This window comes from Streptomyces sp. SudanB52_2052, from assembly GCF_964272415.1.
Taxonomy (GTDB): domain Bacteria; phylum Actinomycetota; class Actinomycetes; order Streptomycetales; family Streptomycetaceae; genus Streptomyces; species Streptomyces olindensis.
Map to the genome: position 1 here is coordinate 7,334,372 of NZ_OZ186796.1, position 26,717 is coordinate 7,361,088.

Genomic DNA, 26,717 nt, shown 5'->3' on the forward strand with positions numbered 1-26,717 from the left:
CTTCTCACGCGCCCCGGCTGGTTTCGGCCGGGGCGCGTGCGTTCCGCATACGCCGGGTGGTGGGTCGGGGCCGCGCCGGGGGGTGTCCGTGCTCGGAACGGCGCGATGGGGTGAGACACCGACTCGCCGGCGTTGACGCGCCAACCGCTGCGGGCGGACACCCCCCGACACGTCCCCTTGCGTGAGCCGGCGGCTGCGGGCGCGTCTCGCCTTAGCTGCGGGCAGGCGTGCCGCGAGGGGCGGCACGGGTGGGCGGTGGGGGTCCCCCCTGCTCGAGCGAAGCCGAGAGCTTGGGGGAGGCACCCCGTTCCGCCGGGTTGCGGGCCCACCCGGCCCCAGCACCGACGCGGGGGCGTAATCAGGCTGGCGGTGCCGTGGAGCCCCGTACCAGCAGGTGCACCGGAATGTCCCCGCCCTCGGGTGAACGGCCCTCCAGGACTGCCAGAAGCGCCTGCATGCCCCGTTCACCGAAGAGCTCCGCGTCCAGGCGGACCGTCGTCAGCTCGGGGTCGATGGCCGTGGCCAGAGCCAGGTCGTCCACCCCGGTGACGGACACGTCGTCGGGGATGCGGAGGCCCAGCCGGCGGGCCGCCTTGTACGCGCCCGCGGCCAGCTTGTCGTCGTCGCAGACCAGCGCGGTGGGGCGCGGCCCGGGCACCGAGAGCGCGGCCTCCGTGGCGGCCACGGCGCCCTCGATCGAGATGGGGGCCCGGGCCGTGCGGACCGACGTGCCCGGTACCCCCGCCAGCCGCGCCGCCAGTTCCCGGGCCCGTACCTCGAACGTCCAGGACGGCACGTCCGCCGCCAGGTGGAGGAAGCGGCGGTGGCCCAGGGACAGCAGGTGTTCGACGACTTGGCGGACGCCGTCGGCGATGTCCAGGTTGACCGTCGCCGCGCCGAGACTGCCCGCCGGGTCGCTGTCCAGCATGACCAGGGGCAGTGCCTCGCCGCGGATCGCGGTCAGCGCGTCCGCGGCCATGGACGAGGCGATGACGCCGTCCAGGGCCGCCTGCGCGGAGGCGAAGGGGTCGCGGGCGGGTCCGATGCCCTCGGGGGAGGGGTACAGGACCACGCCGAAGCCGTGCTCGGCGGCGACGCGGGCCGCGCCCGTGTAGACGCCGGCGAAGAACTCCGTGGTCAGGGCCGGGACCACCAGCAGGACCGTGCGGGTGCGGCCCAGGCGCAGGTTCCGGGCGGCCAGGTTCGGGCGGTAGCCCAGGTCGCGGGCGGCCTCGCGGACGCGCTCTGCGGTCGCCTCCGAGACCCGGCCGCGCCACTTGTCGCCTAGGACCAGGGAGACGGCCGCCTGGGAGACGCCGGCGGCCTGGGCGACGTCCCGGCTCGTGGGGCGGGTGCTGCCTCGTGCCACCGTCGGGCCGCTCCTTCGTCTGGACTCGCGAACAGCGGCCATGGTACGTATGGGAGCCGACGTTATACGTAAAACCTAGGGCGGGGACATGGCCACGGGATACCTGGAGATCCTTCGGGCGCGACACGCCGCCCGACTGCTCGTCGGCACGCTCGTGGGCCGGCTGCCCAATGCCACGGCGGCCATCGCGATCGTGCTGTTCGTCCGAGCCGAGGGCGGCACGTACAGCCTGGCCGGGGCGCTGGCGGCCGTGTACGGCGTCGCCAACGCCGTGGGGCAGCCGGTGCTGGGCCGGCTCGTGGATCTGCGCGGGCAGCCGCGCGTGCAGCTGCCCGCGGCGGTCCTGTCCGGCCTGGCGATGGCCGCCTTCGCCTTCTGCGGCATCGGGTCGCTGCCCCTCGCGTACGGCGCCGTCGCGGCCGCCGGGCTCTTCACCCCGCCCCTGGAGGGCGGGCTGCGGGCGCTGTGGCCCTCCGTGCTGCGGCGGGAGGACCAGGTGCACACGGCGTACGCCATGGACGCCGTGGCCCAGGAGGTGATGTTCACCGTCGGGCCGCTGCTGGTGACGCTGTGCGTGTCCCTGTGGTCGGCCCAGGCGGCGCTGCTCGTGCTGAACGTCGTCGGGGTGCTCGGGGCGCTGTCCGTCGTCGTGTCGCCGCCCTCGCGCGCGTGGCGGTCGGCGCCGCGCGAGGCGCACTGGCTCGGCGCGCTGCGCTCGGCGGGGCTGCCGGCCCTGCTGGCGGCGTTCCTGTTCATCGGGATGGCGCTCGGGTCCATCACGGTCGCCTCGGTGCCCTACGCGGACGAGCACGGCGGTGACGCGGTGTACGGCTGGCTGATGGCCGCCCTGGGGTTCGGCGCGCTGGTCGGCGGCACCGTCTACGGGGCGCGGCAGTGGGCCGGTGAGCCCGCGCGGCGACTCCAGGTGCTCGTGGCCCTTCTGGTGGTGTGTTACCTGCCGCTGATGCTCATGCCGGACGCCGTGCCCATGGTGGCGCTGACCGCGCTCGCCGGGGTCTTCCTCGCCCCCGCCATCGCCTGCGCGTTCGTCCTGGTCGACCGGCACGCCCCGCGCGGCACGGTCACCGAGGCGTTCTCCTGGCTGGTGACGACGTTCACCGTGGGCCACTCGGTCGGAACGGGCGTCGCGGGGCCCGTCGTCGAGGCGGGCGGGGCCCTGTGGGGCTTCGCCGTGCCCGGTGTCGCGGGTGGCGTGTCCTTGCTGGTTTTGAGCGCCACAGGACGGGTACTCGCAGCTCCCGGCCAGGGAGCGGTCGTTGCGGCCGGTTCGGAAAATGATCCAAACCGTGCCGTCGAACCCCGTTTCAGTTCAGGGGATCGGGCGTAATGTTCCCTCATGGACCGCCGCATTTTCGGGCTGGAGAACGAGTACGGCGTCACGTGCACGTTCAGGGGACAGCGCCGCCTGTCTCCTGACGAGGTGGCGCGGTACCTCTTCCGCCGTGTCGTGTCATGGGGCCGCAGCAGCAATGTCTTTCTGCGAAACGGCGCCCGCCTCTATCTCGACGTGGGATCGCATCCGGAATACGCGACACCGGAATGTGACAACGTGATCGAACTGGTCACCCACGACAAAGCGGGCGAGCGCATTCTCGAAGGACTCCTGGTGGACGCCGAACGACGCCTGCACGAGGAGGGAATCGCGGGCGACGTCTACCTCTTCAAGAACAACACCGACTCGGCGGGCAACTCCTACGGATGCCATGAGAACTATCTCGTGGCGCGGCACGGGGAGTTCTCGCGGCTCGCGGACATTCTGATTCCGTTCCTGGTCACGCGGCAGTTGCTGTGCGGTGCCGGCAAGGTGCTGCAGACGCCGCGCGGGGCCGTGTACTGCGTCAGCCAGCGGGCCGAGCACATCTGGGAGGGCGTCTCCTCGGCGACGACCCGCTCCCGGCCGATCATCAACACCCGCGACGAGCCGCACGCGGACGCCGAGCGCTACCGCCGCCTGCACGTCATCGTGGGCGACTCGAACATGTCCGAGACGACGATGCTGCTCAAGGTCGGCGCCACCGACCTGGTACTGCGCATGATCGAGGCGGGCACGGTGATGCGCGACCTCACCCTGGAGAACCCGATCCGGGCGATCCGCGAGGTCAGCCACGACATCACCGGCCGCCGCAAGGTCCGCCTGGCCAGCGGACGCGAGGCCTCCGCCCTGGAGGTGCAGCGCGAGTACTACGAGAAGGCCCTGGACTTCTGCGAGCGCCGCGGCATCCGCACCGGCACCGTCGAGCAGGTCCTGGAGCTGTGGGGCCGCACGCTGGACGCGATCGAGACCGAGGACCTCGACCGCATCGGCACCGAGATCGACTGGGTCATGAAGTACAAGCTCCTCGAGCGGTACCGGGCCAAGCACAACATGACCATGTCGCACCCGCGGGTCGCGCAGATAGACCTCGCCTACCACGACATCCACCGCCGTCGCGGCCTGTACTACCTGCTGGAGAAGAAGGGCCAGGCAGCCCGCGTCTGCAACGACTTGAAGATCTTCGAGGGCAAGTCCGTCCCGCCGCAGACCACTCGGGCCCGGCTGCGCGGCGACTTCATCCGGCGCGCCCAGGAGCAGCGCCGTGACTTCACGGTCGACTGGGTCCACCTCAAGCTCAACGACCAGGCTCAGCGCACCGTGTTGTGCAAGGACCCGTTCCGTTCCGTGGACGACCGGGTGGAGAAGCTGATCGCCGGAATGTGAGGAATTGCGCCGGCGGGAAAATCGCCGGAACGCCACACGGGCGCCGTACGTTACAAGTGCGGCGCCCTTCTCACGCCGTAGAGTTGCGCGCACGCCATCAACGAGATCGACCGATTACGAGGCCCCCACAGTGCGCCGACGCTCACTTCTCATCTCCGTACCCGCAGGACTGGCCACGCTCGCCGCATGCGGTGACGACAAGTCCGACTCGAGCAAGGCCAGCGACAGCCCGTCGCCCTCACCGTCGGGTCCCTCCGCGGCCCCGCCGCCGAAGATCGTCGACGGTCCGCTGCCGGCGGTCACGGCGGGCGCCAAGTTCGACGAGAAGCCGACGGTCGCCAAGGGCAGCGGAGAGCCGTCGAAGCAGCTCGCGGTGAAGACCCTGATCGCGGGCAGCGGCAAGACCGTCGCGGAGAACGACTTCGTCGTCGCGCACTACCTGGGCCAGGTGTGGAACACCGCCAAGGTCTTCGACAACTCCTACGACCGCAAGGCCCGCCTGGCCATCCAGCTCACCCAGGGCCAGATCATCGACGGCTGGCGGTACGCGCTGGCCGGCAAGAAGGCCGGCAGCCGCATCGAGATGGCCGTCCCGCCGACCTGGGGCTACGGCTCGCAGGGCAACCCGCAGGCGGGCATCAAGGGCACCGACACCCTGGTCTTCGTCGTGGACGTGCAGGACACGTTCAACGCCACCAGCTCCGCCAAGGGCAAGCAGGTCCCGCAGGACGACGCGGACCTCCCGAAGGTCGGCACCAACACCGACGGCAAGGCCCCCTCCATCGAGGTGCCCAAGGCCACCGCCCCGAAGAAGCTCGTCGCCGAGTACGTCCTGGAGGGCGACGGCGAGGAGGTCGCCGCCGGCAACAGCGTGCTCGTGCAGTACAAGGGCGTGCTGTGGGACGGCGGCAAGGAGTTCGACTCCTCCTACGCCAACAAGCAGCTGGTGTCGTTCTCGCTCCAGCAGGTCGTCAAGGGCTGGGCGCAGGGCCTGACCGGCAAGAAGGTCGGCAGTCGCGTCCTCATCGTCATCCCGCCGGAGCTGGGCTACGGCGACAATCCGCCGCAGGGCAGCGGCATCAAGAAGGACTCCACGCTGGTCTTCTCGGTGGACATCCTCGCGAAGCTGTGACGTGCGGGGGATGTAAGACTGTGCGTGTTCGCCTTTCCGCAGACAAGCAGGAGCTAGAGACGTGAGCATCGACAAGCCCGAGATCGACTTCCCGGGCGGCGAGCCCCCGGCGGACCTCGAGATCAAGGACATCTGGGAAGGCGACGGCCCGGTCGCGCAGGCGGGCCAGACCGTCACCGTGCACTACGTCGGTGTCGCCTTCAGCACGGGCGAGGAGTTCGACGCCAGCTGGAACCGCGGGACGCCGTTCCGCTTCCCGCTGGGCGGCGGCCGGGTCATCAAGGGCTGGGACCAGGGCGTGCAGGGCATGAAGGTCGGCGGCCGCCGCCAGCTGACCATCCCCGCCCACCTCGCCTACGGCAACCAGAGCCCGACCCCGGCGATCAAGCCCGGCGAGACGCTGATCTTCGTGGTCGACCTGCTCGGGGTCTGAGCAAGGTTCGGACAGACTCGATCACGTGGGGCCCATGCCTGCTCGGGCATGGGCCCTCGGCTTTTGCCGTGCCACCCTGTGGCGGTACGGTCATCGCTCGTAAGCACCATAGGGAGGCGAAGCGCGTCGATGGCCATTGCCAAGGCCGAGCGGCTGATGAACCTGGCGCTGTGTCTGCTCGGGACGCGGCGGCCGCTCAGCAAGCGCGAGCTGCGCGACTCCATCGAGGCCTACGTAGAGGCCTTCGGACCGGGCAACGGATCGTCCGGCTCCGACGACTCCTTCAACCGCATGTTCGAGCGCGACAAGGACGACCTGCGCGAACTCGGACTCGTCATCGAGACGGTGGAGAGCCTCGACGGCGAGGTCGGCTACCTGGCCCGCCGCGACAGCAACCGCCTGCCGCCCATCACCCTGGACGCCGAGGAGGCCGCCGCGCTGGGGCTCGCCGCCAAGGTGTGGCAGCAGGCCCGGCTCGCCGGCGCGGCCAGCGGCGCCCTGCAGAAGCTGCGCGCGGCCGGACTCCCCGAGGACGTCGACCCGTACGGCCCGCACGGCGCGCTGGAACCGCGCATCCCCGTGCACGAGGCGGCCTTCGAGCCGCTGATGCTGGCCTGCCGGGACCGTCGGCCCGTCGTCTTCGACTACCGCAAGGCCACCGCCGCGCACCCCGAGCAGCGGCACGTGGAGCCGTGGGCGCTGGAGTGCTGGCGGGGCCACTGGTACCTGGCGGGCTGGGACCGCGACCGGGGCGCCGAGCGGGTGTTCCGGCTGTCCCGGATCACCGGCAAGGTCCGCTCGCGCGGTGGCCGCTACACCGCTGACGTCCCGGACGTCGTCACCGTTCGTGAGACCGTCGCGAGCTGGGCCGGGGAGATCGCCGACCGCTCGGCGCGGATCCGGCTGCGCTCGGACGCGGGGTACCCCCTTCGGGCGAAGGCCACGTCCGTGCGGGAACTCGGCGACGGCTGGGACGAGTTGGAGATTCCGTACGGCCACGGGCTGGACGCGTGGCTGGTGGAGTTCGGGCCGGACGTGGTCGTCCTGGAGCCCGCCGAGCTGCGGGCCGACGTGGTGGACCGGCTGCGGGCCGTGGCCAAGGGTTGAGGGGGAGCGGGAAGACAGTGGCAGCCAAACCGGTCAGGCCCGTGAACGCCATCGACCAGACCCGGCGGATGCTCTCCCTGGTGACGTATCTGAGGGAGCGCCCCGGGGCCCGGGTCGAGGACGTCGCGCGCGCCTTCGGTATCACCGAGGACGAGCTGGTCTCCGACCTCGACGTGCTGCCCATGTGCGGCACGAGTTTCCGCGGGGGCGACCTGCTCGACATCGACACCGACGGCGAGCGCATCTGGTGGCACAACCCGGCCGCCCTCGCGGCGGAGGCCGCCGAGCCGCTCAGACTCGCCGCCGACGAGGCCACCGCCCTGCTCGTCGCCGCCCGGGCCGTGTCCACCCTGCCCGGACTGCGCGAGAGCGACCGGCAGGCGCTGCTGCGGGCGACGGCCAAGGTGGAGGCCGCGGCCGGCGAGGCGGCCGGTGCCAGTTCGCGGCTGTCGGTGACCTTCGAGTCCGAGGGCGGTGTCTTCGCGGACGTCGACCGGGCGATCGCCGAGCGCCGCCGGCTGTGGATCCGCTACTACTCGCCCGCGCGTGACGAGGTCACCGAGCGCGAGATCGACCCCATCCGCCTGGTCAGCGTCGGGCACACGTATGTCGAGGCCTGGTGCCGCCGCTCGGAGGCGCGCCGCACCTTCCGGCTCGACCGGGTCGCCGAGATCAAGATCCTGGACGAGCCGTCGGCGCCGCCGGAGATCGAGCTGCGGGACCTGTCCGAGGCGCTGGTGCAGCCCGCGGCCGAGGACCCGGAGGTCGTGGTCGAGGTCGGCCCCGGCGGTCGCTGGGTCGCCGAGTACTACCCGCACGACAGCGCGGATGAGCTGGCGGACGGCGGACTCCGTATCACTCTGCGGACCCCCGACCCCGCGTCGCTGCGGCGCCTGGCGCTGCGGCTCGGCCGGGACGGACGGATCGTCTCCCCGCCGGAGCTGGCCGACAGCGCCCGGCAGGCGGCCCGCGAGGCGCTGGCGGCGTACGACGGGATCGAGGCGGCCGACGCGGTGGAGACCGCCGAGGCGCCGCACGTGGTGCACGCGGTTCCGGACGGGCCGGACGGCAGACGCGAGTGAGCCACAGGCGCCCACCGGCGTCGGCGGCCCGGCCCGGCCGCCCCGCACACCGGCCGCGGTGCCCCGGAGGCGAACGACCCCAGGAAGAGGAGCGAGGGCTGTGAGCGAGTCGGCGACGTCCGGTGCGCGGGGCATGACGGTGGAGTCCGCGTTCGCCGGCATGAGAAGCGTGTCCCCGGTGGTGTTCAAGGCGGGCTGCCCGGACTGCCGGGGGCGCTTCGAGCTCACCGCGGGCTCCCTGCGCCTCGCCATCGGGGCCACGAGCCGTACCACCTTCTACTCGTTCACCTGCCCGGAGTGCGGCGCGTCGGTCCGCAAGCCGGCGGGGGAGCGGATCGTGGAGCTGCTGACCGGCGGCGGCGTGCGCACCCTGCGGCTGCACTCGACCCTCTAGCGGGACGAGCCCCGGGAAAGGTCTAGGCTCGGCGTCATGTTCTGGCCGATGTTCGCGATTGCCGTGGGTTTCCTGGGTCTCTCCGTGCTCGGGGTGCTCGCCGTGCGGGTGTTCGTGGAGGCACAGCGCCTGGGCAGGCAGGTCACGGATTCGGCGCGCCGGATCAGCCGGGCCGCCGACGACCTGGAGCGGGCGGCGGAGAGCGCGGCCCGGTCCGTGGACGCGCTGTGAGGCGTCCGGCGGGCGACCTCTTGTTGCGCTTCGGGACACTTCGCCCTGTCACCTCGGCGGTTCGGACAGGTACTCTGCTGGTCGCGGCCCGGTTAACGAGGCACTGGCCGCGGACGGGAGTGCGCACAGGGATTGCAGAGGGATTGCCTCACGTTCACCCCTGAGCGTTACGATCGCTGTCGACACGATCGTTCGGACATATGTCCGACCGGTCGGACAGCACCCCACCACAGCCGCCTCGGTGAGAAGGTAAAGACTTATGTTCGGAAGGCTCGGAGCCCCCGAGATCATTCTCATCCTCGTCGTCATCATCCTGCTGTTCGGCGCGAAGAAGCTTCCGGACATGGCTCGGTCGCTCGGCAAGTCCGCCCGCATCCTCAAGAGCGAGGCCAAGGCGATGAAGGACGAGAACAAGTCGTCCACGACCCCGGCCGGCCCGCCGAACAACGACGAGCCCGCGCAGCGCACCATCCAGGCCGCCCCCGGTGACGTGACCAGCTCGCGCCCGGTCAACGAGCCGACGGACACGACCAAGCGCTGACGCAGGGCCGGTGACCTCCGGCCCGCCGCACGAGATGGGAACGTGGGTTGCTGAAGTCTGCCCGCAAGAAGGAGAAGGACCCCGAGGGGCGGATGCCCCTCGCGGAGCACCTTCGCGAGCTCCGCAACCGGCTCGCCAAGGCGATCCTGGCGATCGTCGTCGTCACGGTCTTCGCCGCCTTCTTCTACAACGACATCATCAACTTGATCACCAAGCCGATCCTCGACTCGGTCGGCTGTGACAAGACCTTCGCGGAACTGGCCAGGGCGCAGGCGGGCTCGAAGCCGTGTGCGCAGATCACCATCAACGGCCTGCTCACGCCCTTCACCCTGGCGCTCAAGGTGTCGCTGATGGCCGGCGTCGTGCTGGCCTCGCCGGTCTGGCTCTACCAGCTGTGGGCCTTCATCGCGCCGGGCCTGCACCGGCACGAGAAGAAGTACGCCTACGCCTTCGTCGCCACGGGCGCCCCGCTGTTCATCATCGGCGCCTACTTCGCCTACACGGTCCTCCCGACCACGGCGAAGGTACTGCTCGAGTTCACCCCGGGCGGCACGTCCAACCTCCTTCCGCTGGACGACCTGCTCGACCTGGTCATGCGGATGGTGCTCGTCTTCGGCCTCTCCTTCGAGCTGCCGCTGCTGCTGGTCATGCTCAACCTCACGGGGGTGCTCACCGGCAAGCGCATGCTCGGCTGGTGGCGCGGCATGATCATGGGCATCACGGTCTTCGCGGCCATCGCCACGCCCAGCACCGACCCGCTGACCATGCTGGCGCTGGCGGCGCCGATCTGGATCCTGTACTTCGCGGCCGTCGCCTTCTCCCTGCTGAACGACCGCCGCCGCAGCCGCCGCGAGGCCCTCGGCCCCGCCGACGACGAGGCGTCCGAACTGGATCTCACCCCCGAGGACATCGGCGAGATCGAGCCCGTGACCACCAGCCGGGCGGCGCTGCCCGAGCAGGCGCGCGCGGAACGCTCGGACCGGGTCAACGGTTATGACGACGTGACCTGAAGATCCGCGGGCAGCTCATAGGGTCGGTCGCGTGACCAGCGAGATCACCCTCTTCGTCAACCCCACCGCGGGCCGCGGCCGGGGCGCCCGCGCGGCGCAGCCGGCCGCTTCCGCTTTGCGGGCGGCCGGTTTCTCGGTGCGCACGGTGCTCGGGGAGGACGCCGCGGACGCCCTCGTCCGCGCACGTGCCGCCGTCGAGGCGGGCACCGGAGCGCTGATAGCCGTCGGCGGTGACGGCATGGCCAACCTCGCCCTGCGGGCCGTCGCGGGCACGCGCACCCCGCTCGGCCTGGTCGCCGTCGGCACCGGCAACGACTTCGCCCGCGCCCTCGGCCTGCCCGTGCGTGAGCCGGCCGCGGCGGGCCGCATGATCGCCGACGCCCTCAAGTGCGAGCGGATCAGGGACATCGACCTCGGACAGGTCGGCGACCGCTGGTTCGGCACCGTCCTCGCCTCCGGCTTCGACTCCCGCGTCAACGACCGGGGCAACCGCATGCGCCGCCCCGCCGGGCGCCTGAAGTACGACCTGGCGATGCTCGCCGAGCTGGCCGCGTTCCGGCCCCTTGCGTACCGCATCCGGCTGGACGACGGCGAGGTGCGCGAGATCGAGGCCACCCTCGTGGCCGTCGGCAACGGCTCCTCCTACGGCGGCGGCATGCGGATCTGCCCCGGCGCCGACCCGACCGACGGGATGTTCGACATCACGGTGGTCGGGGACTGCAGCCGTACGACGCTGCTGCGGGTGTTCCCGAGGGTGTACCGGGGGACGCACGTCGACCACCCGAAGGTGACGGTGCTGCGGGCGGCCCGGGTGGAGATCGCCGCCGAGGATGTCACCGGTTACGCCGACGGGGAGCCGCTCGGTCCGCTGCCGCTGACCGCGCGCTGCGTGCGCGGGGGCGTGCGGGTCGTCGGCCCCTGAGGCCCGTCGCCCCTGAGCTGCGCCGATCCCTGGTTTCACAGGGACGGATCCGGATAATGATCGTCCTGTTGTCAGTGCGGCCCGGTACGCTCGAAAGCACGATGACAGAGGACCTCTCACCGGCCGAGCGGTACGCGGCAGCCCGCAAGCGCGCTGCCGAGCAGGCCACCGCGCTCGCCTCCTTCCGCGAGATGTACGACTTCGGCCTCGACCCCTTCCAGATCGAGGCCTGCCAGGCGCTCGAAGCGGGGAAGGGCGTGCTGGTCGCCGCGCCCACCGGCTCCGGCAAGACGATCGTCGGCGAGTTCGCCGTCCACCTCGCCCTCCAGCAGGGCAAGAAGTGCTTCTACACGACACCCATCAAGGCCCTGTCGAACCAGAAGTACGCCGACCTGTGCCGCCGCTACGGCACGGACAAGGTGGGCCTGCTCACCGGCGACAACAGCGTCAACTCCGACGCCCCGGTGGTCGTGATGACCACCGAGGTGCTGCGGAACATGCTGTACGCCGGTTCCCAGACCCTCCTGGGCCTCGGCTACGTGGTCATGGACGAGGTGCACTACCTCTCCGACCGGTTCCGGGGCGCCGTCTGGGAAGAGGTGATCATCCACCTGCCCGAGTCGGTCACCCTGATCTCGCTCTCGGCGACCGTGTCGAACGCCGAGGAGTTCGGCGACTGGTTGGACACGGTCCGCGGCGACACCGAGGTGATCGTCTCCGAGCACCGGCCCGTGCCGCTGTTCCAGCACGTGCTGGCCGGGCGGCGGATGTACGACCTGTTCGAGGAGGGCGAGGGCCACAAGAAGGCCGTCAACCCCGACTTGACGCGCATGGCGCGGATGGAGGCGAGCCGGCCGTCGTTCCAGGACCGCCGGCGCGGCCGGTCCCTGCGCGAGGCCGACCGCGAGCGCGAGCGCAGACAGCGGTCCCGGGTGTGGACGCCGAGCCGGCCCGAGATCATCGAGCGGCTCGACGCCGAGGGGCTGCTGCCCGCCATCACCTTCATCTTCAGCCGCGCCGCCTGCGAGGCCGCCGTCCAGCAGTGCCTGTACGCGGGCCTGCGGCTCAACGACGAGGAGGCGCGCCGGCGGGTCCGCTCCCTGGTCGAGGAGCGCACGGCGTCCATCCCGCGCGAGGACCTGCACGTCCTCGGCTACTACGAGTGGCTGGAGGGCCTGGAGCGCGGCATCGCCGCCCACCACGCGGGCATGCTGCCGACCTTCAAGGAGGTCGTCGAGGAGCTGTTCGTGCGCGGGCTGGTCAAGGCCGTGTTCGCGACCGAGACCCTCGCCCTCGGCATCAACATGCCCGCCCGCTCGGTGGTCCTGGAGAAGCTCGTCAAGTGGAACGGCGAGCAGCACGCCGACATCACCCCGGGCGAGTTCACCCAGCTGACGGGCCGGGCCGGGCGGCGCGGCATCGACGTCGAGGGCCACGCGGTGGTGCTGTGGCAGCGCGGCATGAACCCGGAGCACCTGGCCGGTCTCGCGGGCACGCGCACGTACCCGCTGCGCTCCAGTTTCAAGCCGTCGTACAACATGGCGGTCAACCTGGTGGAGCAGTTCGGCCGGCACCGCTCGCGCGAGCTGCTGGAGACGTCGTTCGCGCAGTTCCAGGCGGACAAGTCGGTCGTCGGCATCTCGCGTCAGGTGCAGCGCAACGAGGAGGGCCTGGAGGGCTACAAGGCCTCCATGACCTGCCACCTCGGCGACTTCGAGGAGTACGCCCGGCTCCGCCGCGAGCTGAAGGACCGGGAGAACGAGCTGGCCCGGCAGGGCGCGGCCCAGCGGCGCGCGGAAGCCGCCGTCGCGCTGGAGAAGCTCAAGCCCGGTGACGTCATCCACGTGCCCACCGGCAAGTACGCGGGCCTGGCGCTGGTCCTGGACCCGGGCCTGCCCGCGGGCCGTTCGAACGGCCACCGCGGCTTCGACCACCACGACGGGCCGCGCCCCCTGGTGCTGACCGCCGAGCGGCAGGTGAAGCGGCTGGCGGCCATCGACTTCCCGGTTCCGGTCGAGCCGTTGGAGCGGATGCGGATCCCGAAGTCCTTCAACCCGCGTTCCCCGCAGTCCCGCCGGGACCTCGCGTCGGCGCTGCGCACCAAGGCCGGGCACATCCCGGCCGACCGGCACCGCAAGCGGCGCTCCCAGGCGGCCGACGACCGCGAGATCGCCCGGCTGCGGACGGCGCTGCGCGCGCACCCCTGCCACGGGTGCAGCGACCGCGAGGACCACGCCCGCTGGGCCGAGCGGTACCACCGGCTGCTGCGCGACACCTCGCAGCTGGAGCGGCGGATCGAGGGCCGTACGAACACCATCGCCCGCACGTTCGACCGTATCGTCGCCCTGCTGACCGAGCTGGACTACCTGCGCGCCGACGAGGTCACCGAGCACGGCAAGCGGCTCGCGCGGCTCTACGGCGAGCTGGACCTGCTCGCCAGCGAGTGTCTGCGCGAGGGCGTCTGGGAGGGGCTCGGACCGGCCGAACTCGCCGGATGCGTCTCGGCGTTGGTGTACGAGGCGCGCGTCGGGGACGACGCGCTGGCGCCGAAGCTGCCGTCGGGCAAGGCCAAGGCAGCGCTGGGCGAGATGGTGCGGATCTGGGGGCGGCTGGACGCGCTGGAGGAGGAGTTCCGGATCACCCAGACCGAGGGGGTCGGGCAGCGCGAGCCCGATCTCGGCTTCGCCTGGGCCGCGTACATGTGGGCCTCCGGGAAGGGGCTCGACGAGGTGCTGCGCGAGGCGGAGATGCCGGCGGGGGACTTCGTGCGGTGGTGCAAGCAGGTCATCGATGTGCTGGGGCAGATCGCGGCGGCGGCGCCGCCCGGGTCTTCCGTGGTGAAGAACGCGCGTAAGGCTGTTGATCTGTTGCTGCGGGGAGTGGTCGCCTACTCGTCGGTGGGGTGAGCTTGTTGCGCGGGTGCCGGTGGATTGTGGTTGCTCGCGCCCACGCGGCGGAGCCGCACAATGACACAGCCCCGCGCCCCTGAAGGGGCGTTGTCCTGAGAGTCCCTCACCCGTGACGGTGAGGGACTTTCGTATGTCTGTACGCCGCTACGAGCCGTATTCGAACGGTGTCGCAGCGTATAAATGAATGAGCCTACTATCCCTTCGCGACCGGTTTCCGGCAGTTGTGGAATATGACACGGCGATGATCCGGTCGGACTAAGCTCGCCCGCAGCGCACCGGCTTGAGATGAATTCGTGCGCTTGTTCCCCAATGTGCGGAAGATCCCGACAGTTTCATGACATACCCACTTGCGAGTCCCCCCGAACCTCAGTCGTCTCCTGTCAGAAGGCCCACATGGTGAGTGTTCAATCCCCTCCAGGTCGCCGTGAACTGCCCTACACGCGCGTGCTGTTGCTGCCGGCCATAGTGATGGCGGCGGCGACCGGAGCCGCCGTCGCCCTGGTGGCGGAGCCGGCCCGGCTCGCCGTCGGCTGGTGCGGCGGCATCGCCACCGCGCTCGTGATCGCGACGGCGGCCGAGGCGGTGCGCCGCGGCCGTGCCCTGCGGAACCAGCGGGCGGAGCACGCCCGCCACACCGCGCATCTGGAACAGCGGATCGCCGTCCACGAGAACGAGTTGGTCCGCTTCTCGCGGGAGATGATCCCCGCCGCGCTCGATCTGCTCGCCACCGGAGAATCCCCCAGAGAGGTGATTCGCAAGCTCGGTCTCTCCAACCCCGCGTTCCGCGACATCCCCGCGCCGCAGGCCGAGACGCTGCTGACGGTGCTGAGGATCGTCGATCGCGAAGTGACCATGCGGGACGCCGCCGCGCGCTCCTTCGTCAGTGTCGCCCGCCGCGTCCAGGCGATCATCCACCAGCAGGCCGAGGAACTCCGGGAGATGGAGGAGGACCACGGCCGCAACCCCGAGGTCTTCGACGACCTGCTGCGCATCGACCACGGCAACGCCCTGATCGGCCGCCTCGCCGACTCCGTCTCCGTCCTCGGCGGCGGACGCCCCGGACGGCAGTGGCCCCAGCCGGTGTCCCTGTACAGCACCCTGCGCGGCGCCATGTCCCGCATCCTGGAGTACCGGCGCATCCAGCTGTCCTCCATCGCCAAGGTCAGCGTCAAGGGCATCTACGTGGAGCCGGTCATCCACGCCGCCGCCGAACTCCTCGACAACGCCACGCGCTACTCGCCGCCGCAGACCAAGGTGCACGTCACCGCCACCGAGGTGCAGACCGGCGTCTGCATCGAGATCGAGGACGGCGGCGTCAACCTCAACGAGGAGGCGCGCGCCCGGATCGAGGGCATGCTGGAGGCGGCCAAGGCCGGCGTCGACCTCCAGGACATCGGCGAGCACCCGCGCCTGGGCCTCGCCGTGGTGGGCCGCCTCTGCACGGCGTACAACATGCAGGTCTCGCTGCGGGCCTCCGCGTACGGCGGTGTCCGCGCCATCCTCATCGTGCCGAGCGAGATGATCACCCACGAGCCCGGTGTCGGACTCGCCCACGGCATCGGCGCCACGGGCATCCCCATGAAGGTCGGCATCCCCGAGGGGCCGAAGCGCACCCCCAAGAAGCGCCGCCCCACCAGCCCGAAGCTCCCCGCGACGGTCTCCCTGGAGGACGACGACGTCCCCGAGGTCACCGAGTGGACGGCGAACGGCCTGCCGCAGCGCCGCAGCCGGGTGAAGACACCGCTCTCCGAGCGACTCGCCCAGCAGGCCGCCAACGAGAAGGCCGACCGCGAGGCCGAGGCACGCGGCGAGCACAACCCCTGGGCCGCGATCAAGGAGCCCGAGGTGCCGCCCCTGCGCGACATGAGCGCCCCCGACGCCCCCGGAAAGGGCCTGGAGGCCTTCTGGGAGGGACTCAAGCAGGGCATCGAGCCCGGCACCCACCCGACCGACTTCATTCGGAATCCCACCAAGTACCTGCACCTGCTCAACGACCCGGCCCCCACCGAGGCCGATGACGAGGGGGATCTCAAGTGATCCAGCAGCGAGGCAACTTCGACTGGATGCTCAAGCAACTCGCCGACGGCGTACCGGGCATCGAGATGATCGTGGTGCTCTCGGCCGACGGACTGCGCATCGCCCGCTACGGGGGCGAGCCCGACGCGGCCGACCGGGTCGCCGCGGCCTGCGCCGGCCTGCAGTCCCTCGCGGGCAGCATCTGCCAGGAACTCAGCGTCGGCGACGGTGAGATGAAGCTCGTCATGATCGAGATCGACCAGGGCTACTTCTATCTGATGGGCGCCGGCGCCAACGCCTTCCTCGCCGTGCTCTCCGACGTGCGGTGCGAACCCGGCCGGATGAGCGCGATGATGCGCGACCTGGTGGTCCGGATCGGCGGCCATCTGACCAGTCCGCCCCGGCGGAACGGGCAGATCGTATGACGCCTCCGCAACGCCAGAGGCGCAACCCGGCACCGGAACCGGCCCCGCAGCCTTCCCAGGAGGGCGAGGGCAAACCCAACCCCGAGCGGATGTACGTGGTGGCCGGCCCGGACGGCGAACGGGCCGAACTCGACCTGGTGACGTTAATCGTGGCGCGTGCCGCAGACCCGCCGCCCTCCGCCACCCCCGAGCAGGCGGCGTTGCTCCGGCTCTGCGCCGCCCCCCTCTCCGTGGCGGAGCTGTCGGCCTACCTCAGCCTGCCGTTCAGCGCGATGGGCACGCTGCTCACCGAGCTGCTCACGGCGGAACTGGTGCACGCGCGCTCCCCGATCGTCCGTCAGGCGGTCCCCGACCGTTCCCTCCTCGAAGCGGTGATGAATGGACTTCAAAGGCTCTGACACCATCCCGGGCCCCCGGGCCGAGGACCAGTTGCCACACACGACGCAGGCCGCGGCCAAGATCGTGATCGTGGGGGGTTTCGGCGTCGGCAAGACGACCATGGTCGGCTCGGTCAGCGAGATCAAACCGCTGACCACCGAGGAGACCATGACGCAGGCCGGCATCGGTGTCGACGACAACTTCGGCTCCGATTCCAAGACGGCCACCACCGTCGCCATGGACTTCGGCCGGATCAGCATCACCGACCAGCTCGTGCTGTACCTCTTCGGCACACCCGGCCAGCAGCGCTTCTGGTTCCTGTGGAACGGCCTGTTCGAGGGCGCGCTCGGCGCGGTGGTGCTGGTCGACACCCGTCGGCTGGAGGTCAGCTTCGACGTCATGGGGCGCCTGGAGGAACGTGGTGTGCCGTTCGTGGTCGCCATCAACTCCTTCCCCGACGCGCCCCGTTACCCCATCGAGGAACTGCGCACGGCCCTCGACCTCGCCCCCGACATCCCGATCATGGAGTGCGACGCGCGCCGCCGGGCCTCCAGCCGCGACGTCCTGATGACCCTCATGCGCTTCCTGCACTCCCTCGCCATGACGGGCTCGCGCACCTGATCGGTATCCGGCCCACCCCACATCTCCCCCAGACACTGGAAAGTTTCGGAGCGACCACTGTGACGCCTGAATCCCACGCCCCGACCGGTACGGACGACACCCGGTCCGGGCCGCCCCCCGGCTGCCCCGCGCACGGCCTCGGGCCCGGGGGGCTGCACCGGCTGCACGAGGTGGAGGACCTGGGAGCGCTGTACGAGCAACTGCGGGAGCAGCACGGCCCCGTGGCGCCCGTGCTGCTCCACGACGACGTGCCGATCTGGATCGTCCTCGGCCACGCCGAGAACCTGCACATGGTGCGCTCGCCCTCGCAGTTCTGCCGGGACAGCCGTATCTGGACCCCCCTCAAGGACGGCCTGGTCAAGCCCGACCACCCGCTGATGCCGCACATCGCGTGGCAGCCCATCGCCTCGCACGCCGAGGGCGACGAGCACAAGCGGCTGCGCGGCGCGGTCATGGGCGCCATCTCGACCATCGACTTCCGCAGCCTGCGCCGCTACATCAACCGCAGCACGCAGCAGATCGTCAACCGCTTCTGCGAGAAGGGCGAGGCCGACCTCGTCGGCCAGTTCACCGAGCACCTGCCGATGGCGGTGATGTGCGAGATCCTCGGCATGCCCGGCGAGTACAACGACCGGATCGTCGAGGCGGCCCGCGACGCGCTCAAGGGCACCGAGACCGCGATCGCCAGCCACTCCTACGTCATGGACGCCCTGAGCCGGCTCACCGCCCGCCGCCGCGCCCAGCCGGAGGAGGACCTCGCCAGCTACCTGATCACCCACCCGGCCCGGCTCAGCGACGACGAGGTCAGGGAGCACCTGCGCCTGGTGCTCTTCGCCGCCTACGAGGCCACCACCAACCTGCTGTCGAACGTGCTGCTCACGGTGCTGATCGACCCGCGTTTCCGGGCCCAGCTCAACGGCGGCCAGATGACGGTGCCGGAGGCGGTGGAACAGTCGCTGTGGAACGAGCCGCCGTTCAGCACGGTCTTCGCGTACTTCGCCAAGCAGGAGACCGAACTGGGCGGACAGCGCATCCGCCGGGGCGACGGGCTGCTGTTCGCCCCGCTCCCGGCCAACGTCGACCCGCGGGTGCGGCCGGACCTGAAGGCCAGCATGCAGGGCAACCGCTCCCATCTCGCCTTCGGCGGCGGCCCGCACGAGTGCCCCGGCCAGGACATCGGCCGCTCCATCGCCGACGTCGGCGTCGACGCGCTGCTGATGCGGCTGCCCGACGTCGAACTCGACTGCGACGAGGAGGAACTGCGCTGGACGGCGTCCATCGCCTCCCGGCACCTGGTGTCGATGCCGGTGCAGTTCTCGCCCAAGCCGCCGCAGGACGTGTCGGAGCAGCCGAACCACAAGCCGGTCCCGGCGCAGCGCTCCGACTGGCAGATCGGCACCGTGCAGCCGCAACCCCAACCGCAGCCGGCAGCGGTCGCCGCACCCGTCCAGCCCGCGTCGGCCGCCGCGCAGCCGCAGCCCCAGTCGGCTCCGGTGCAGCCTCATCCGGTCTCGGGCCAGCCGCAGCCGGCGTCGGAGGAACCGCCCCGGCGCAAGGGTGTCTGGCGGCGCTTCCTGAGCTGGTGGCGCGGCTACTGACCGCGTGACGGGGCGTCGTACGTCCCGGCGGCCCACCGGTCGTACGACGCCCAGGCCGCGAGCACCCGGCTGCTGCGGAACCGGTGCTCCACTCCCGTGACCGGGTCGGTGAACTCCAGGCCCCGTGCCAGCAGTTGGAGCGGACGCCGGAAGTCACCGGCCGGCACGGGGCCGGTCACCTCCGGGTAGAGCGGGTCGCCGAGGATCGGCACGCCCAGCGCGGTCATGTGCACGCGCAGCTGGTGGGTCTGCCCGGTACCCGGCAGAAGCCGGTACCGGGCGAGGGTGCTGATCGCGAGCGAGCCGGCCCCGTCCGTTCGGTGCTCGACCCGGGGCTCGGCCCGGTGCTCGACGAGTTCGACGCGGCTCACCGCGTTCGGCTCGCCCGGCACCTCCCGCGCCGTCAGCACCCCGCGCTCCTTCACGATCCGGCTGCGGACGGTCCGGGGGAGCGCGAGGGCGGAGTCGTACGGGGCGACGGCCTCGTACTCCTTGCGGACCCGCCGGTCGCGGAACAGCGTCTGGTACGCGCCGCGCTCCTCGGGGCGCACGGTGAACAGCACGAGCCCGGCCGTGAGCCGGTCCAGCCGGTGCGCGGCGCTGAGGGTCGGGATGTCCAGCTCGCGGCGGAGCCGGGCCAGCGCGGTCTCGGCGACGTGGGCGCCGCGCGGGGTGGTGGCCAGGAAGTGGGGCTTGTCGGCGACGACGATGTGCTCGTCCCGGTGCACGACCTCCAGCGGGAAGGGCACCGGCGTCTCGTCGGGCAGCTCCCGGTGGAACCACACGAACATCCCCGGCACGAAGGGCGCGTCCGACGGCACGGCCCGTCCGTCCGCCCCGACAACCAGCCCCGCGTCGAACATCCCGTCGACGACCCCGGCTTCCGCCCCGGAGAGCCGCTCCACCAGGTGCTCGCGCACCGTGGCCCACGCGCCCGCGGCCGGCAGCCGCACCCGCACCGGGTCCACCCCGTGGCGCTGCGGCAGGGGAGAGGGCGGGGTGCGGGTCTTGCGTCTCATCGCGGCCCAGCGTACGAGGCCTGCGCGCCCCGGAGGAAAACCGCTGGGGCCACCGGCCGCCCGGTTGTCAGGATGCGGGCATGCCCTTCCTCATCGGCCCGGTCCTGACCGCCGGGGCCCTCACCCACCGTCCGCAGCCCACCCTCCCCACCGACGGCGGACTCCTCCTGCGCCCCTGGCGGGCCGGGGACGCGCCCGCGGTGTACCAGGTCTTCCAGGACCCCGTGATGCACCAGTGGCACGCCCGGGCCGCCGACTCCGAGGAGGAGGTCGCCGGCTGGATCCGGGACTGGCACCAGGCGTGGGAGGAGGAACGGGAGGCGCAGTGGGCCGTCGTCGACGCGGGATCCGGTGCGCTGCTGGGCCGGGTCGCGCTGCGCGAGATACGGCTGGACGACGGGACGGCGGAGGTGGCCTACTGGACCGTCCCGGAGGCACGGGGCCGGGGCGTCGCCGCCCGGGCCACGACCGCGCTCACCCGCTGGGCCCTCGACGAGGTCGGCTTCCACCGGCTGGAGCTGCTGCACGCCGTGCGCAACGAGGCGTCCTGCCGTGTCGCCACAAGCACCGGCTACGCCCTGGAGGGCACGAAGCGCAGCGCCGCGCTGCAGCCGGACGGCTGGCACGATATGCATCTCCACGCCCGCGTGCGAGGGCACTGAGCCGCCCCGGGCGGGCCCGAGCTTCCTGGTGGGCTCGTGCCTCCTGGTGGGCTCGTGCGCCCGGCAGGCCCTGCCTCCCGGAGGGCCCACTCTCCCGGCCCGGTAATGCTCTTGGCCCTCCCGGCGGGTCCCTGCCTTCCGGCAGGACTCATGCTCCCGCCCGGCTCATGTCTCCCGCCCTCGGCCCAGGCCTCCCGGCACTTGCCTGGCGGTCCCTGCCTCACGCGGCCGACGTGCTGCTCTCCTGCTCCGCCTCGATGCGCGCGTTCCACTCCCGCTTGGAGGCCTGCCAGCCGTCCTCGTCGTGGCCGCGCCGCCAGTAGCCGGAGATCGACAGGTCCTCGCGCGGGACCTGGCGCTCGACCCGGAGCAGATGGCGCAGCTGCTTCACGAAATGCGCCTCGCCGTGCACGAAGGCATGCACCCGGCCCTCGGGGAACTCCAGGTTCCGCACGGCCTCGACCAGCGCCTCGCCCAGGGGCCGGTCACCGCGGTGCAGCCAGACGACCTCCACGTCCGAGTCGATCTTCTGCTCCTCCTCGGGGCCGGAGACCTCCACGAAGGCGTATGCCCGGGTCCCGCGCGGCAGGGCCTCCAGGGCGCAGGCGATCGCGGGCAGGGCGCTCTCGTCGCCGACGAGCAGATGCCAGTCCGCCTCCGGGTCGGGCGCGTACGCCCCGCCGGGACCCATGAACCGCACGGTCTCGCCCGGCTGGACGCGCGCGGCCCAGGGGCCCGCCAGGCCCTCGTCGCCGTGGATGACGAAGTCCAGGGTCAGTTCGCGGTGTTCCGGGTCCCACTGGCGCACCGTGTACGTCCGGGTCACCGGCCACTGCGCGCGGGGCAGCTCCTCGCGGATGCGCTGCAGGTCGAAGGGCTCCGGGTACGTCACGTCCCCGGGCGCGAACAGCAGCTTCACATAGTGGTCGGTGCAGGTGTCCGCGGCGAAGTCGGCGAGGCCCTCACCACCGAGCACCACACGCTGCATGTGCGGAGTCAGCCGCTCGGTGCGGACGACCTGAGCGGAGTGCGGCGTGCGCGGCTGGCGTCCCGGTCGCTCTGCCATGAGGACCTCCCTGTATCGCATAGTTAGGGTTACCTAAGTTAGCACCTCGCTCGCGATTCACACCTCTCGTCGCCCGCGATTCACACCTCTCGGACGCGAAGGTCACGCCGCACTCTCACCAACGGGTCAGGCCCGGAGCGTCGCCAGCAGGCGCTCCAGTGACCCGCCCAGACCCCAGCGGGCCGCCAGCACCTCCAGGGCCGCCGGGTCGCGCGGCGCCCGCGGCAGCGCGGTGACGACGTCCGGGAGCGGTACGTCGTCCGCGACCCGGACCACCTTCGGCGCGACCGCGAGGTACGGGCGCGATTCGTCCAGCCGCCTGCGCTGCGTCGGCGTCAGCTTCGACCGCCGGTCCTCGACCGCCGCCAGGATCCCGGCCAGGTCCCCGAACTCGGCCAGCAGCTTGGCGGCCGTCTTCTCCCCGATGCCCGGCACGCCCGGCAGGCCGTCGCTGGGATCGCCGCGCAGCAGGGCCAGATCCGCGTACCCGCTCCCGTCGACCCCATACTTCTCGCGCAGCACGGCCTCATCGGTGTGCTGCAGCGTGCCCACGCCCTTCAGCGGATACAGCACGCGCACCCCGCGCGCGTCGTCCACCAGCTGGTACAGGTCGCGGTCGCCCGTGACGATGTCGACCGGGCCCTTCGCCCGCGCGGTGAACGTGCCGATCACGTCGTCCGCCTCGTACCCCGCGACGCCCACGCGCGCGATGCCCACCGCGTCCAGCACCGCCTCGATGACCGGCACCTGCGGCGACAGCGTGTCGGGCACCTCCTCCTCGTCCGGGCCGGCCGCGTGCTCCTCGGCGACGCGGTGCGCCTTGTACGAGGGGATCAGCTCCACCCGCCAGTGCGGACGCCAGTCGGCGTCCATGCACGCCACGAGATGGTCCGGCCGGTGGTCCCTGACCAGGCGGTCGATGAAGTCGAGCAGGCCGCGCACGGCGTTCACCGGGGTGCCGTCCGGTGCCCTGACCGACTCGGGGACGCCGAAGTAGGCGCGGAAGTACAGGGAAGCGGTGTCGAGGAGCATCAGTCGTCCGGTCACGCCCCGCATCATGCCGCACGGCACTGACAGCCGGTCGCTCCGCGCAACGCGTTGTGGTGTGCGCGTTCTGTGTGAAGCTCCCCACGTCCGGGTTTGGTTTTCGGCCACCGGGTAGGCGCCGCCCCGGAGCGAGGTCGGTTGCGCATTTCAACTGTTTTGCGCCCCGGCCTCGCCGCGTTCTCGTCGTCGTCGAAACAGAGGTGCACGTGTCAGCGACCCTTGAGGCAGAGAGCCTGTACAAAGTGTTCGGCAGGAGACCGGACCAGGCGGTCGAGCGGCTCCGGAACGGAGCCGACCGGGAGGAACTGCGCGCCGAGGGCACGACCGCCGCCGTGATCGACGCTTCCTTCACCGTGGAGCCCGGCCAGATCTTCGTCGTCATGGGCCTGTCCGGCTCCGGCAAGTCCACCCTGCTGCGCATGCTGAACGGCCTGCTCGAACCGACCGCGGGACACGTGCGCTTCGACGGCCAGGACCTGACCGCGCTCGGCGACCGCGAACTCCGCCAGGTCCGCTCCCGGAAGATCAGCATGGTGTTCCAGCACTTCGCGCTCTTCCCGCACCGCAGCGTGCGCGAGAACGCCGCCTACGGTCTGGAAGTGCAGGGCGTGCCCCGCGCCGAGCGCGCACGCCGCGCCGACGAGGCGCTCGCCCTGTGCGGCCTGGCCGGCTGGGAGAAGTCCTGGCCCGACGAGCTGTCCGGCGGCATGCAGCAGCGCGTCGGCCTCGCCCGGGCGCTGGCCACCGACGCCGACCTGCTGCTGATGGACGAGTCCTTCAGCGCCCTGGACCCGCTGATCCGCCGCGACATGCAGGACCAGCTGCTGGAACTCCAGCAGAAGCTCAAGAAGACGATCGTCTTCATCACGCACGACCTGAACGAGGCCATGCGCCTGGGCGACCGCATCGCCGTCATGCGTGACGGCCGCATCGTCCAGAACGGCACCGCCCAGGACATCCTGCTGCGGCCGGAGAACGACTACGTCGCCTCCTTCACCCAGGACGTCGACCGCTCCCGCGTCCTGACCGCCGGTGAGCTCATGGACACCTCGGTCACCGCCGACGACCCCGGCTGCCACTGCGAGACCGCCACGCCCGACACCCCCTTCACGGAGCTCTGCGCCATCAGCGCCCGGCTCTCGCATCCGGTCTCGGTCGTCGACGAGGACAACAGGCAGATCGGCGTCGTGCCCCGGCAGCGCCTGGTCCGTTTCCTCGGCGACGTGCAGGACACGGACACGCAGCCCTGCGACTCCCCGCGCGACAAGGGCGGAGAGAAGGTGATCGCCCGTGCCTAGGATTCAGCTCGGCACCTGGGTCAACGACGCGGTCGACTGGCTCACCACCCACATGGCGTGGCTGTTCGACTTCTGCAAGACCGTCTTCCTCGGCCTCTACGACGGCATCAACGCCGTCCTCCAGGCCCCCGAACCACTGCTCCTCGCGGGCATCTTCGCCGTGATCGCCTTCTGGCTGCGCGGCACCCTCGCCGGTGTCCTCGCCTTCGCCGGATTCGCGTTCATCGACTCCCTCGAACTGTGGGAGAACGCGATGATCACCCTGGCGCTCGTCCTCGTGGCGACCGTCATCGCCCTGGTGATCGCCCTGCCCGTGGGCATCTGGGCGGCCCGCTCCGACCGTGTCAGCGGACTGGTCCGGCCCGTGCTGGACTTCATGCAGACGCTGCCCGCGATGATCTACCTCATCCCGGCGATCCTCTTCTTCGGCACCGGCGCCCCCGCGGGCATCGTCGCCACCCTGATCTTCGCGCTCGCCCCGGGCGTGCGCATGACCGAGCTGGGCATCCGGCAGGTCGACAAGGAACTCGTGGAAGCGGCCGACGCGTTCGGCACGACGCCCCGCAACACCCTGCTGCGCGTCCAGCTCCCCCTGGCCCTGCCCACGGTCATGGCCGGCGTCAACCAGGTCATCATGCTCGGCCTGTCCATGGCCGCGATCGCCGGCATGGTCGGCACCGGCGGCCTCGGCGGCGACGTCAACGAGGCCATCGGCCAGCTCAACGTGGGCCTCGGCTCCGAGGCCGGCGTGGCCATCGTGATCCTCGCGATCTACCTCGACCGCATGACCAGCGCGCTGGGCACCCAGGTCTCCCCGCTCGGCCGCCGCGCCGCCGCCAAGCTGCGCGCCGCCCAGGGGCTGAGGATCTGGTCGTACCGGCCTCGCCCGGCCGTCGCCGTGATCGGCGTCGTCGTCCTCGCGCTCGCCGCGGGCGGCATGGGCGTCCTCGGCGGCAGCGGCACCGGCGCCACGGCCGCCGCCGGCGGCAAGGACGTCGGCCAGGGCAAGAAGATCAGCATCGGCTACATCCCCTGGGACGAGGGCGTCGCCTCCACCTTCCTCTGGAAGGAGGTCCTGGAACAGCGCGGCTACCAGGTCGAGGCCAAGCAGTTCGACGCGGGCCCGCTGTACACCTCCCTCGCCCAGGGCGACGTCGACTTCCAGACGGACGCCTGGCTGCCCACCACCCACGCCCAGTACTGGAAGAAGTACGGCAAGCAGCTCGACGACCTCGGCGCCTGGTACGACAAGACGTCCCTGGAGCTCTCCGTGCCCTCCTACATGAAGGGCATCGACTCCCTGGCGGACCTCAAGGGCAAGGCCTCCGAGTTCGGCGGCAGGATCACCGGCATCGAGTCCAGCGCCGGCGAGATGGCCCTGCTCAAGAGCAAGGTCCTCAAGGAGTACGGCCTGGACAAGGAGTACCAGGTCGTCGACAGCTCCACGCCCGCGATGCTGGCCGAGCTGAAGCGCGCCTACGCCCAGAAGAAGCCGATCGTCGTCACGCTCTGGTCGCCGCACTGGGCGTACAACGACTACGACCTCAGGAAGCTCAAGGACCCGAAGGGCGCCTGGGGCGAGGGCGACGGCGTGCACACCCTGTCCCGCAAGGGCTTCGCCGACGACGACCCGACGGTCGCCGAGTGGCTGAAGAAGTTCAGGATGAGCGAGAAGGAGCTCACCAGCCTCGAAGCCGAGATCAACAAGGCGGGCAAGGGCAACCAGCAGGAGGCCGTGCGCGCCTGGCTCAAGCAGCACCCCGGCTTCGCCGACAGGATGGCCCCGGTGAAGAACGCCGGGGGCGGCACCCCCGCCGAGGCGAAGCGGCCCCTGGACGTGGCGTGGTTCCCCTGGGACGAGGACATCGCCGTCACCTACCTGTGGAAGAACGTGCTGGAGCGGCGCGGCTACAAGCTGAACCTCAAGCAGATGGACGTCGGCCCCGTCTACACGGGCCTGGCCTCGGGCGATCTCGACCTCAACTTCGACGCCTGGCTGCCCTACGCCCAGAAGAACTACTGGGACAAGAACAAGGACCGCCTCAAGGACCTCGGCACCTGGTACGAACCGACCTCCCTGGAGATCGCCGTACCCTCCTACGTGAAGGGCGTCGACTCCCTGGAGGACCTCAAGGGCAAGGCCGGCACCTTCAAGGGGAAGATCATCGGCATCGAGCCAGGCACCGGCGAGATGGACCTGGCGAAGAACAAGGTCCTGCCCGCCTACGGCCTGGACAAGGAGTACGAGGTCGTCGACGGCTCCACCCCGGCCATGCTGGCCGAGCTGAAGCGCGCCTACGCCAAGAAGGAGCCGATCGCCGTCACCCTCTGGTCGCCGCACTGGGCGTACAGCGACTACGAGCTGACCAAGCTGAAGGACCCCAAGAAGGCCTTCGGCGAGGGCAACACGATCCGCACCATCTCCAACGAGAAGTTCCCCGAGCAGTACCCGCAGCTCACGAAGTGGATCAAGAACTTCAGGATGAGCGAGGACGAGCTCGGCTCCCTGGAGAGCGAGATCAAGGACCGCGGGCAGGGCCATGAGGAGGAGGCCGTCGCCGCCTGGCTCGAGGAGCATCCGGACGTGGTGAACCGGATGACTCCGCAGTAGGGTTCGGGGGTGGGACGCGCGACACGCCGCGTCCCGCCCCGCACCCCGTTCCCACGAGCGGGATCCGGACAACCACAGAGCGCTACGCCACCCCCCGGACCCCCGCTGCCTCCCTGTTCCGTCCACG

At 71.1% G+C, this 26,717-nt stretch carries 24 protein-coding genes; 20 read left to right on the forward strand and 4 right to left on the reverse strand.

Annotated features, from left to right (window positions below; all coding sequences use genetic code 11):
• Positions 1-358: 358 nt before the first annotated feature.
• Positions 359-1,369 carry a LacI family DNA-binding transcriptional regulator gene (locus tag ACSUPV_RS32885; RefSeq protein WP_031114620.1) on the reverse strand — a complete coding sequence of 337 codons (1,011 nt, stop codon included), beginning with the start codon at positions 1,367-1,369 and terminating at the stop codon, positions 359-361.
• A gap of 88 nt (positions 1,370-1,457) precedes the next feature.
• Here ACSUPV_RS32885 and ACSUPV_RS32890 point away from each other — a divergent pair, with 88 nt between their 5' ends.
• From ACSUPV_RS32890 to ACSUPV_RS32970, 17 genes are all read left to right on the forward strand, one after another.
• On the forward strand, positions 1,458-2,717 hold the full coding sequence (locus tag ACSUPV_RS32890) for an MFS transporter (RefSeq protein ID WP_436949094.1): 1,260 nt from the start codon (positions 1,458-1,460) through the stop codon (positions 2,715-2,717).
• 9 nt (positions 2,718-2,726) lie between these two features.
• Positions 2,727-4,088 (forward strand): Pup--protein ligase, encoded by a 1,362-nt coding sequence (pafA, locus tag ACSUPV_RS32895; protein WP_031114622.1) that lies wholly within the window; start codon positions 2,727-2,729, stop codon positions 4,086-4,088.
• Between the two features lie 130 nt (positions 4,089-4,218).
• A complete protein-coding gene (locus ACSUPV_RS32900) occupies positions 4,219-5,220 on the forward strand; it encodes an FKBP-type peptidyl-prolyl cis-trans isomerase (RefSeq protein ID WP_037760439.1) in 1,002 nt (333 codons plus the stop codon).
• A gap of 61 nt (positions 5,221-5,281) precedes the next feature.
• On the forward strand, positions 5,282-5,653 hold the full coding sequence (locus ACSUPV_RS32905; RefSeq protein WP_019754140.1) for an FKBP-type peptidyl-prolyl cis-trans isomerase: 372 nt from the start codon (positions 5,282-5,284) through the stop codon (positions 5,651-5,653).
• Between the two features lie 129 nt (positions 5,654-5,782).
• Positions 5,783-6,760 carry a helix-turn-helix transcriptional regulator gene (locus tag ACSUPV_RS32910; protein WP_031114626.1) on the forward strand — a complete coding sequence of 326 codons (978 nt, stop codon included), beginning with the start codon at positions 5,783-5,785 and terminating at the stop codon, positions 6,758-6,760.
• A 17-nt stretch (positions 6,761-6,777) separates the two neighbouring features.
• Positions 6,778-7,842 carry a helix-turn-helix transcriptional regulator gene (locus ACSUPV_RS32915; protein WP_436949095.1) on the forward strand — a complete coding sequence of 355 codons (1,065 nt, stop codon included), beginning with the start codon at positions 6,778-6,780 and terminating at the stop codon, positions 7,840-7,842.
• 100 nt (positions 7,843-7,942) lie between these two features.
• Positions 7,943-8,236 carry a hypothetical protein gene (locus ACSUPV_RS32920; protein ID WP_436949096.1) on the forward strand — a complete coding sequence of 98 codons (294 nt, stop codon included), beginning with the start codon at positions 7,943-7,945 and terminating at the stop codon, positions 8,234-8,236.
• 36 nt (positions 8,237-8,272) lie between these two features.
• Entirely contained in the window at positions 8,273-8,467 is a 195-nt protein-coding gene (locus tag ACSUPV_RS32925; RefSeq protein ID WP_031114630.1) for a hypothetical protein, read from the forward strand.
• 259 nt (positions 8,468-8,726) lie between these two features.
• The gene (tatA, locus tag ACSUPV_RS32930) at positions 8,727-9,008 is read left to right on the forward strand and encodes a Sec-independent protein translocase subunit TatA (protein WP_031114631.1); all 282 of its coding nucleotides are present in this window, start codon (positions 8,727-8,729) and stop codon (positions 9,006-9,008) included.
• Between the two features lie 47 nt (positions 9,009-9,055).
• Positions 9,056-10,018: a twin-arginine translocase subunit TatC gene (gene tatC / locus ACSUPV_RS32935; protein ID WP_436949097.1), complete on the forward strand. Its 963-nt coding sequence runs from the start codon at positions 9,056-9,058 to the stop codon at positions 10,016-10,018.
• Between the two features lie 31 nt (positions 10,019-10,049).
• Positions 10,050-10,940, forward strand: coding sequence for a diacylglycerol kinase (locus ACSUPV_RS32940; RefSeq protein WP_436949098.1), 891 nt, complete (start codon positions 10,050-10,052; stop codon positions 10,938-10,940).
• 56 nt (positions 10,941-10,996) lie between these two features.
• The gene (locus ACSUPV_RS32945) at positions 10,997-13,846 is read left to right on the forward strand and encodes a DEAD/DEAH box helicase (protein WP_436949099.1); all 2,850 of its coding nucleotides are present in this window, start codon (positions 10,997-10,999) and stop codon (positions 13,844-13,846) included.
• Between the two features lie 396 nt (positions 13,847-14,242).
• Complete coding sequence (locus tag ACSUPV_RS32950) at positions 14,243-15,886, forward strand: sensor histidine kinase (protein ID WP_078650746.1); 1,644 nt, start codon at positions 14,243-14,245, stop codon at positions 15,884-15,886.
• Entirely contained in the window at positions 15,883-16,290 is a 408-nt protein-coding gene (locus ACSUPV_RS32955) for a roadblock/LC7 domain-containing protein (protein ID WP_031114641.1), read from the forward strand. Before ACSUPV_RS32950 ends, ACSUPV_RS32955 begins: the two co-directional genes overlap by 4 nt.
• Positions 16,287-16,688, forward strand: a complete 402-nt coding sequence (locus ACSUPV_RS32960) for a DUF742 domain-containing protein (RefSeq protein WP_031114642.1) — start codon at positions 16,287-16,289, stop codon at positions 16,686-16,688. The genes ACSUPV_RS32955 and ACSUPV_RS32960 overlap by 4 nt, the downstream gene beginning before the upstream one ends.
• A complete protein-coding gene (locus ACSUPV_RS32965; RefSeq protein ID WP_031114643.1) occupies positions 16,669-17,289 on the forward strand; it encodes a GTP-binding protein in 621 nt (206 codons plus the stop codon). Before ACSUPV_RS32960 ends, ACSUPV_RS32965 begins: the two co-directional genes overlap by 20 nt.
• A gap of 59 nt (positions 17,290-17,348) precedes the next feature.
• Positions 17,349-18,887 (forward strand): cytochrome P450, encoded by a 1,539-nt coding sequence (locus ACSUPV_RS32970; RefSeq protein WP_436949100.1) that lies wholly within the window; start codon positions 17,349-17,351, stop codon positions 18,885-18,887.
• Here ACSUPV_RS32970 and ACSUPV_RS32975 read toward each other — a convergent pair.
• Entirely contained in the window at positions 18,881-19,906 is a 1,026-nt protein-coding gene (locus ACSUPV_RS32975) for an RluA family pseudouridine synthase (protein ID WP_436949101.1), read from the reverse strand. The two genes, ACSUPV_RS32970 and ACSUPV_RS32975, sit on opposite strands and share 7 nt — an antisense overlap.
• Before the next feature lie 80 nt (positions 19,907-19,986).
• Between ACSUPV_RS32975 and ACSUPV_RS32980 the strand changes: the two genes are divergently transcribed.
• On the forward strand, positions 19,987-20,568 hold the full coding sequence (locus tag ACSUPV_RS32980) for a GNAT family N-acetyltransferase (protein WP_436949102.1): 582 nt from the start codon (positions 19,987-19,989) through the stop codon (positions 20,566-20,568).
• A 220-nt stretch (positions 20,569-20,788) separates the two neighbouring features.
• On the opposite strand, the gene ACSUPV_RS32985 is transcribed toward ACSUPV_RS32980, so the two are convergent.
• Together ACSUPV_RS32985 and ACSUPV_RS32990 are read right to left on the reverse strand one after the other, a co-directional pair.
• Positions 20,789-21,634 (reverse strand): siderophore-interacting protein, encoded by an 846-nt coding sequence (locus ACSUPV_RS32985; protein ID WP_037760464.1) that lies wholly within the window; start codon positions 21,632-21,634, stop codon positions 20,789-20,791.
• A gap of 126 nt (positions 21,635-21,760) precedes the next feature.
• Positions 21,761-22,666, reverse strand: coding sequence for a 5'-3' exonuclease (locus ACSUPV_RS32990; protein WP_382616887.1), 906 nt, complete (start codon positions 22,664-22,666; stop codon positions 21,761-21,763).
• A 221-nt stretch (positions 22,667-22,887) separates the two neighbouring features.
• Here ACSUPV_RS32990 and ACSUPV_RS32995 point away from each other — a divergent pair, with 221 nt between their 5' ends.
• Both ACSUPV_RS32995 and ACSUPV_RS33000 read left to right on the forward strand, forming a co-directional pair.
• The gene (locus tag ACSUPV_RS32995; RefSeq protein ID WP_359785737.1) at positions 22,888-23,979 is read left to right on the forward strand and encodes a quaternary amine ABC transporter ATP-binding protein; all 1,092 of its coding nucleotides are present in this window, start codon (positions 22,888-22,890) and stop codon (positions 23,977-23,979) included.
• The gene (locus ACSUPV_RS33000) at positions 23,972-26,590 is read left to right on the forward strand and encodes an ABC transporter permease/substrate binding protein (RefSeq protein WP_031114652.1); all 2,619 of its coding nucleotides are present in this window, start codon (positions 23,972-23,974) and stop codon (positions 26,588-26,590) included. Before ACSUPV_RS32995 ends, ACSUPV_RS33000 begins: the two co-directional genes overlap by 8 nt.
• Positions 26,591-26,717: the final 127 nt, after the last annotated feature.